The following is an 8355-nucleotide window of genomic DNA, read 5'->3' as shown; positions in this document are numbered from 1 at the left end:
TGTTCAAATGGCTATTCTACGTTTGATTGGTTTTGGAAAAAAAGAAGAATTTAAGAAAGTGCTAGCAATTTTAAGAAAGAAAAAGCCTGATAGGACAAGGATCCTATGAAATTTGTCGTGTACAGAGGCATTTTTTATAAATTTTTAGCAAATAGTCGATATTTAATTAAGTAAATTTCTTATATCTAGCAAATCTTTTTCAGCGCTTTTAAATCTAATAAAAGTAGCTTTGATTATTTATTGATCATTAGTCTACTTTTCTTCCTCAAAGCACATCATTTTTTTCTGTCATCACACCTATTCAAGCTTTATAGACATTTTTTTGCGTGCATTTTTATATTTCCAAGCATTTTTTAACGTTCAAATGCTAAATGTTGCATGACTTCCAAGATGACTTGTTGCTTTCCACGGAAATCCTCGGCAGAAAATAGCAGCTTGGCACGTCGAGGGAGTTGTTCTCGTACCAATGCAAATAGTTGGTACTGTGCTGCGATATCCAAATCATGTAATTGTTGCTGCGCCTCACAAAATAATGCTCGCTTATACTGTGTGGTTTGGTGATCAAATAAATATCTCAAGATTCGATCAATCTGTTCATCATGATTATCGGTATTGTAATACGCCATGTTGTTGCTCTTTTTTGATTTTTGACCATTGTTCCATAAGGCCTGTTTTTGCAAAAATCATTTTAATTACATGCTTAGTCATTTTTGCTGATAAAAATACAGCCTATTTTATTTGAATAATCACTATTAACGATCACAGTCATAAAAAGCCACTATTTTTGGGCTTTAGACGCATAGAGCGCAGGCTGCGTTTTACGTACACTCTTTTTATTTTTTAGGTGCAGGATGCCAACACAGTTTTTTCCACGCTTATTCTTACTATTAGGCGGATTAGGATTTTTGGCTTTTGGTGTCGTACTCTCTATACATTCAAATTTAGGGACATCCCCTATTTCCTCGGTGCCCTATAGCTTTAGCTATATCTTTCCTCTCACCGTCGGCACATTAACAGTATTAATGCATATCGTCATGATCCTGCTGCAAATGCTGATCTTAAAATCACGCTTTCAATGGATACAGTGGCTGCAATTACCCGTGGGAATTTTGTTTGGTGCATTTATTGACGGTTTAATGTGGCTGACCCAAGGCTGGAGCATAGAAAGTTACCCACTTCAACTCCTGGCTTGCTTGGCAAGTTGCCTGATTACTGCTTTAGGTGTGAGCTTAGTGGTCAAAGCCAGTCTAGTCTTCTTGGCCGCAGAAGGCCTCTATCAAGCCATTGCTGTTCGTTATCGCCTTGATTTTGGCAATTGTAAGACCTATGGCGACATTCTCTTGGTCAGTATTGCAGTTATCAGTAGTTGGCTGGTCTTACATCAAGTCATCGGAGTACGTGAAGGCACCATTATTACCGCACTTTTAGTGGGGACTTTAGTCAAGCGGATTTTACCTAAATTAAGCTTCATTCAATTTGGCTCTAAGCCCTAAAACCAAGCTCCATGAACATCTATCTGAGTAAAGACATTTTAAAGCTCGATTGAATCGGGCTTTTTTTCTGGCGCGATTAAAGTCTTTAATACAGAAATGAATGTGATTTTTGAAAGGAATAGCTCAATTTTACAAATAAAAAAGGGAAAGATCTCTCCCAAAATCTTTCCCTTAGAATTGAATCTTTAGTCGATCCATCGTGTAGTTATTATAGTTATTTGTTAACTCACTAAAAAAAGAGTCCCTTGGGGAAGAGACTTATAAAAAGTGGAGTTATCGTTATGTACCCTCTAGATGGTATATATCTCTCTAGATGAATAAATCTTATACATAAAATTCAAGAAATGCAACACATTTGGAAAAATTTAAGTGTTGTTTTTATAAGGTTTTTTTTGAATTTGCTTATTTATATTATTAATATATTAATTGGTAAAAAAAAGCAGGCCGAAGCCTGCTTTTAATTCAATAACTTAACTAAAAATTCAAGAATTTATTAGTCGGTAAAAGTTACTTTTGCGATCGCTTTTTTGCTCGCTTGGATAATCAAAGTTTTGTTTTCTGACACAGCATAACCTGCATCAACCACTTCCCAATCCACTTTCACTGCACCACGACCAATTGCATCTTTTGCTTGAGCTGCATTTTTAGTCAAACCCGCTTCACGCAAAATAGAAGTAATGAAAATCTCACCACCAAATGCGCCACGAGAAATAGTCACTTCTGGTGTACCTTCTGGAAGTTCACCTTCAGTAATCAAGTTGCCTGCACCTTTGTGCGCATTTGCCGCAGCTTCTGCGCCATGGAAACGCTCAACCAATTCAAGTGCAAGAATTTTCTTCACTTCTTGTGGATTACGACCTTCAGCCACTTCTTTAAGCAACTGTTGAATTTCTTCAATCGATTTAAAGCTCAACAAGTCAAAGTAACGTTCGATCAAATCATCTGGCATTGAAAGCACTTTTTGGTACATCGCACCCGGTGCATCAAATACGGCAATATAGTTACCCAAAGATTTAGACATTTTATTTACGCCATCTAAACCTTCAAGAATTGGCACAGTAATGCACACTTGAGATTCTTGATCATAACGGCTTTGTAATGTACGACCCATCAGCAAGTTAAAGGTTTGGTCTGTACCACCCAACTCTACATCCGCTTCTAGCGCAACTGAGTCATAACCTTGCACCAATGGATATAAAAATTCGTGAATCGCAATTGGTTGATGGCTGTTATAACGTTTAGTGAAGTCATCACGTTCCAACATACGTGCCACAGTTTGCTGTGAAGCCAACTGAATCAAGTCAGCAGCAGTTTTTTGACCAAACCACTCTGAGTTAAACACAACTTTAGTTTTCGCAGGATCAAGAATCTTAAACACTTGTTCTTGATAAGTTTTAGCATTTTCTAAAACTTTTTCACGTGACAACGGTGGACGCGTAGCGCTCTTACCCGTTGGGTCACCGATCATGGCTGTATAGTCACCAATCAGGAAGTAAACTTCATGACCTAAATCTTGGAAAACTTTTAATTTATTAATCAGAACCGTATGACCTAAATGTAAATCAGGTGCAGTCGGGTCAAAACCCGCTTTAATTTTTAATGGGCGATTCTGCTTTAATTTCTTAAGAAGATCTTCTTCAGAAATAATCTCATGTGTGCCTCGTTGGATGAGGGCAAGTTGTTCTTCAGCCGGCAGGAAATTTGACATCACAAAATCCAAATAGATCAGTTATACAATTTGTGCGATATACTAACACTTTTTCAGCACATTGCAGGCTTAAGAATCATCATGACAGCGATCTACATTGGGGTAATGACCGGCACGAGCATGGATGGTGTCGATATTGTTGCTGCTTCTTTTGATCCTTTAGAGATTCATGCGACGCTCACACTTCCCTTTGACCCAGACCTTCGTGATGAACTGATGGCCCTCACCTTGCCTGATGATAACGAAATTGATCGCATGGGTAAGGCAGACGTTGCTTTAGCTCAAATGATCGGTCATGGCATCAATGAGTTGATCGAGAAGAATGAGCTAGATCGTAGTCAAATCAAGGCGATTGGCTCGCATGGACAAACCATCCGTCATCGCCCTGAACATGGTTTTACCCTACAAATTGGCGACCCAAACATTATCACCGAACTCACTAAAATCCCGGTGATTTCAGACTTCCGCCGCCGTGATATGGCTGCAGGCGGTCAAGGCGCACCTTTAGTTCCTGCGTTTCATCAAGCGCTTTTCCAACATGATACTATTCACCGTGTGATTTTAAACTTGGGCGGAATTGCCAATGTCAGCATGTTACCTGCAGGCAAACCTGAAGATGTCTATGGCTTTGATACAGGCCCTGCCAACATTTTAATGGATGCTTGGTGCGAACGTTATACTGGTCAGCCCTATGATGAAAATGGCAACTGGGCAGCTTATGGTCAACCTATTCGCAGTCTGCTCGACCGCTTACAAGCGCATGAGTTTTTCTCTAAGGAACCACCTAAAAGCACAGGTCGTGAAGACTTCAATCTAGAATGGTTAGATGAACAGATTCTCGATTGGCGTGGAGATCTCGAATATGACGAACTCGAAGATACGCCAGAAAACATTCAAGCAACCTTAATGAAACTCACCACACGCGCCATTAAAAAAGCCATTTACCGTTCTGATATGGATACTGGTGAAGTCTATGTCTGTGGTGGTGGTGCATACAATTCGCACCTATTAGAGCAACTGCGCTGGCGTTTACGTAAACATGAATGGACGGTGCAAAGTACCGCAGATTTAGGCTTAAGCCCAACATGGGTGGAAGCCACAGCCTTTGCTTGGTTGGCGATGCGCTTTGTCAATCAGCTTAGTGCAAATTTACCAAGTGTGACGGGTGCTGCTGGCTATCGTATCTTAGGTACAATCACTGCGGTTTAAGAGTCAAAAACATATAAAAAAGGTCTGCAATTGCAGACCTTTTTATTATTGATGAATTAACGCATCATATTTTTCGCATTTTCATTACGAAATGCCCGTAAAATCTGCTGTCCCGCCCGACCTGTTGGACTTAAACCCAGTCGATTTTGCTCTTGTCGAATGGCTTGACGGGTTTTATCTCCAATTAATCCATCCACTTTACCGATGTCATAGCCGCGGTTAAGTAAAAATTGTTGAATCTCACGTCGTTCCGCACGTGAAGTCCCAGGATCATCGGTTGGCCATGTCGTACTAAAGCCACCCTTGCCTTGCAAGCGATCGGATAAATGCGCAATCGCTAATGCATAACTCTCTGCCGCATTATAGCTGTAGATTGCATCGAAATTTTTAAACACTAAGAACACAGGCCCACTTGCCCCAGCCGGTGCCATTAAACCTGCTTGGCTTGATCCAGAAAGGTTACCTTGAATTAACGGCGTACCATCGGCACGCTGCAAACCACGATTCATCCAGCTGTCTAATGACTTTTTATTACGGCGACTTTCTCCACTGATCGACATGCCATCCGGAATTTTGACTTCAAAGCCCCACGGCTGACCAGTTTGCCAACCACGCTTTTTCAGGAAGTTGGCTGTAGATGCCAACGCATCCGTGGTGCTCGATACCAAATCACGGCGGCCATCACCATCAAAATCCACGGCCAGTTCTTCATAAGTACTCGGCATAAATTGGGTATGACCAAATGCACCTGCCCACGAACCTTTCAATTGTGATTCATTTAAATCACCACGCTGCAAAATCCGCATGGCTGCAAAAAACTCGCCACGGAAATAGCTTTGACGGCGTCCTTCACAACTTAAAGTGCCCAATGACTGTAATAAAGGATAGCTACCCGCAATATCACCAAAATTACTCTCCACACCCCAAACCGCGACCACGGTTTCAGCAGGCACACCATAAGCCGCTGCGACACGGTTTAATACATCACGATGCTGCGCCAATTTCTGCTGACCCAGTTGTACACGCTCTTCATCTACCAGACCGGACAGATAGTCCCAAATCGGAGTTGAAAACTCAGGCTGATAGTTGAGCTTTTCAATCACAGAATAATCAGGTGTTAAATTTTGTGTATAGCGATCATAAGTGGATGCACTCACACCAGCATTCATTGCTTGCGAGCGCAAATTGGCTAAACAACCTTGAAAGTTATTTTGTGGTGAAATGCTGCTTGTTGTAGGCATGCTCGACGCATTGACAGACTGACCATTAATAATCAACTCGGCATTTGCCTGAGTTATTGCCAATAAAGCAGTCCCGAAAACAAATCCTAAGTGATGCTTCATACCCTAGATCTTTTTTGAATTTAAATTGTTGCTTTAACAATAGCAGCTCAAAGCAAAAGTTAAAGGTTCAAAACGTAAATTTAAATTCATAATTTCTACTTATTTAAATTCATTTTTAAAATTTGAATTCAAAAGCAGTTATCCACAACCCAACTTTAAATTCATTAGAAACCAAACACCGGTTTAAATTTAAATTCAAAACTTTTAAATTTAAAATAAATTAGGCGCATAAAAAATTACCCACAAATGCAAAATGGGGTAAAAATTTATTTTTATTATTAATAATCAAAATATTATAGGTTTTAAAATACACTCCCTATAGATCCAATAAGTCTGAGCAACTTTTAAATTCAAATTTTAAATTTAAACACAGCGAAATGAATTCATTTTTTCAAATTTGAATTCATAAACTTTGAATTCATTGCTTTTGGTATAGGATTTTTTGAATTCAAATTCATAGTTTGAATTCAAAAACACAATTTAAATTCAAAACGCTTTGGTTATTTTTGATTTTGATTCACACACATCACAGGCTATTGATACACAAAAAATCATACGAAGATTAACGCAGAATATTTATAAACGAACGAACACTTTATGATCCATAGTTTCTTATCGTTTCACCGATAAGCGGTGTGATTTTGCAAAGAGGCGCAATGATGCCCGAACTACAGCGATAAAAAAAGCGGCCATGTGCATGACCGCTTTTTTATCATTCAAACTCAGGTTTAAATGGTCATATCTTCGCTAAGTGCCAGTGGATTCGGCAAAATTTTCGCCAAAGCACGACATAAAGCTGTTAATTCAGCGGTATCGTTCGGCATTAAAGTGATGTGACCGATTTTGCGACCTTCACGCTCTGTTTTGTTATACAGATGCAAATGCGCGCCATTCAGTGCCAATACATCTTCAGATTTCGGATGTTGACCAATGATGTTTACCATGACCGTTGGACGAACAACTTCAGTCGAACCCAAAGGTAGACCTGCTACAGCACGAATATGGTTTTCAAATTGTGAACACACTGCGCCTTCAATCGACCAATGCCCCGAGTTATGCACACGTGGCGCCATCTCATTGGCATATAAGCCTTTATCCGTCACAAAAAGCTCTAGCGTCAAAACACCGACATAATTCAAATGATTGAGCAGGCGAGTAATGTAATCTTGCGCAACTGGTTGTAAGTCTGCACTGTTTGGTGCAGGCACAATCGAATGCGACAAAATGCCGTTGTGGTGGTGGTTTTCCGCCAATGGCCATGTTTTCACATCACCATCTTGACCACGCACCGCAATGATTGAGACTTCACGTGAGAAGGTTACAAAGCTTTCCGCGATCAATTCACCTGCAGGGCCTAGTTCAGCCCATGCTTGATCCATTTGCTCAGCGCTACGTAGCACAAATTGACCTTTACCGTCATAACCGCCACGCGATGTTTTCAGCACGATCGGTAAGCCCAGCTCCGCAACAGCAGTTTCTAAGCTCTCTAAAGACGTTACGGCCTTATACGGTGCAACGGGAATGGCCAACTCATCAAACAAGGCTTTTTCAGACAAACGATGCTGTGCAACCGCTAAAGCTTGACGCGGCGGGTGCAGTGCTTTGTTCTTGGTCAGCACATCAACATCTGCCAGCGGAGTATTTTCAAACTCTAAGCTGAAAACATCTGCGCTCTGAATGAAATCTTGCAAACCATTTTCAGCTTGAGTCGAAATCACTGGACCCAGCGCTGCAGAAGGGCAGTCGGTACTCGCTTCAAAGAAGGTGCATTGAATGTTTAAAGGCAATGCCGCTTGCGCCATCATGCGACCAAGCTGGCCACCACCAAAAATACCAATGGTTTTATCCATGAGAAATGCCCCTTAATTAAGCTTGACCCGGAATATTTTTACTCGCCACTTTATCGGTTTGCGCAGCACGGAAATCTGCAACATTTTTTGCGATTTCAGGCCGTGTTAAACCTAAAATTTGTGCAGCCATGATCGCCGCATTGGTTGCACCCGCTGGGCCAATCGCCAAAGTACCGACAGCAATCCCTGCAGGCATTTGTACAATTGAAAGCAGTGAATCAACACCATTTAGAATCGATGATTTTACCGGTACGCCGAGTACAGGCAAATCAGTCTTGGCTGCACACATGCCTGGTAAATGTGCTGCGCCGCCAGCACCGGCAATAATTACTTGAATACCACGATCACGTGCGGTTTCGGCATATTCGAATAATCGATCTGGAGTTCGGTGTGCAGATACTACTTCCGCTTCAAATGGGACGCCAAGCTGTTTGAGCATATTGGCAGTGTTTTCTAGCGTTGCCCAATCCGATTGAGAACCCATGATAATTCCAACGAGAGGAGTGTCTTGTGAAGCGGCCGCATTCATTGCAATGTTTCCAGAGATTAAAGTAAGAGAGAGTAAATCTCGACTAGAGCCAAGCTTTAATAAGAGCCCCGTATTATAGACTGAAAATTCATCTCATTGACATCCTCCCCCCCTTAAAAGAGGGTGATTCCTACAGCTAGACGCTTATGCCCAAGCGCAAGAATGTTTAGAGCTGAGTTTATATCTCGATCATGAGCTGTACCACAGCTCATGCACTCCCATT

Annotated in this window: 8 protein-coding genes; 2 read left to right on the top strand and 6 right to left on the bottom strand. The window is 41.2% G+C overall.

The window, feature by feature from the left end; all coding sequences use genetic code 11:
* Positions 1-353 precede the first annotated feature (353 nt).
* Positions 354-626, bottom strand: coding sequence for a hypothetical protein (locus tag FTT94_RS15750; RefSeq protein WP_111886092.1), 273 nt, complete (start codon positions 624-626; stop codon positions 354-356).
* Positions 627-851: 225 nt separating this feature from the next.
* On the opposite strand from FTT94_RS15750, the gene FTT94_RS15745 reads away from it, so the two are divergent.
* Entirely contained in the window at positions 852-1493 is a 642-nt protein-coding gene (locus tag FTT94_RS15745) for a YitT family protein (RefSeq protein WP_180064153.1), read from the top strand.
* 493 nt (positions 1494-1986) lie between these two features.
* On the opposite strand, the gene tyrS is transcribed toward FTT94_RS15745, so the two are convergent.
* Positions 1987-3219 (bottom strand): tyrosine--tRNA ligase, encoded by a 1233-nt coding sequence (gene tyrS / locus FTT94_RS15740; RefSeq protein WP_171262600.1) that lies wholly within the window; start codon positions 3217-3219, stop codon positions 1987-1989.
* Between the two features lie 63 nt (positions 3220-3282).
* Here tyrS and FTT94_RS15735 point away from each other — a divergent pair, with 63 nt between their 5' ends.
* Positions 3283-4410 carry an anhydro-N-acetylmuramic acid kinase gene (locus FTT94_RS15735; protein WP_180050960.1) on the top strand — a complete coding sequence of 376 codons (1128 nt, stop codon included), beginning with the start codon at positions 3283-3285 and terminating at the stop codon, positions 4408-4410.
* Positions 4411-4466: 56 nt separating this feature from the next.
* Here the strand turns inward: FTT94_RS15735 and FTT94_RS15730 are convergent, their stop codons facing one another.
* The 4 genes from FTT94_RS15730 to FTT94_RS15715 form a co-directional block, all read right to left on the bottom strand.
* On the bottom strand, positions 4467-5753 hold the full coding sequence (locus tag FTT94_RS15730) for a lytic murein transglycosylase (RefSeq protein ID WP_180163445.1): 1287 nt from the start codon (positions 5751-5753) through the stop codon (positions 4467-4469).
* Positions 5754-6481: 728 nt separating this feature from the next.
* A complete protein-coding gene (locus FTT94_RS15725; protein WP_180107301.1) occupies positions 6482-7603 on the bottom strand; it encodes a 5-(carboxyamino)imidazole ribonucleotide synthase in 1122 nt (373 codons plus the stop codon).
* Between the two features lie 16 nt (positions 7604-7619).
* On the bottom strand, positions 7620-8132 hold the full coding sequence (gene purE / locus FTT94_RS15720) for a 5-(carboxyamino)imidazole ribonucleotide mutase (RefSeq protein ID WP_078189531.1): 513 nt from the start codon (positions 8130-8132) through the stop codon (positions 7620-7622).
* A gap of 113 nt (positions 8133-8245) precedes the next feature.
* Positions 8246-8355: zinc ribbon domain-containing protein (locus tag FTT94_RS15715; protein WP_179994364.1), on the bottom strand; the 110-nt coding region annotated here is incomplete at its 5' end.

The organism is Acinetobacter sp. YH12027 (genome assembly GCF_013420085.1).
Classification (GTDB): domain Bacteria; phylum Pseudomonadota; class Gammaproteobacteria; order Pseudomonadales; family Moraxellaceae; genus Acinetobacter; species Acinetobacter amyesii.
This window is presented reverse-complemented; position numbering and strand designations above follow the sequence as displayed.

What these genes read in the sequence shown, in the direction of transcription:
- FTT94_RS15735 (WP_180050960.1), top strand. Translation starts at nt 3,283, where the DNA reads ATGACAGCGATCTACATTGGGGTAATGACCGGCACGAGCATGGATGGT.
- purE (WP_078189531.1), bottom strand. Translation starts at nt 8,132, where the DNA reads ATGAATGCGGCCGCTTCACAAGACACTCCTCTCGTTGGAATTATCATG.
- FTT94_RS15750 (WP_111886092.1), bottom strand. Translation starts at nt 626, where the DNA reads ATGGCGTATTACAATACCGATAATCATGATGAACAGATTGATCGAATC.
- FTT94_RS15725 (WP_180107301.1), bottom strand. Translation starts at nt 7,603, where the DNA reads ATGGATAAAACCATTGGTATTTTTGGTGGTGGCCAGCTTGGTCGCATG.
- FTT94_RS15745 (WP_180064153.1), top strand. Translation starts at nt 852, where the DNA reads ATGCCAACACAGTTTTTTCCACGCTTATTCTTACTATTAGGCGGATTA.
- FTT94_RS15730 (WP_180163445.1), bottom strand. Translation starts at nt 5,753, where the DNA reads ATGAAGCATCACTTAGGATTTGTTTTCGGGACTGCTTTATTGGCAATA.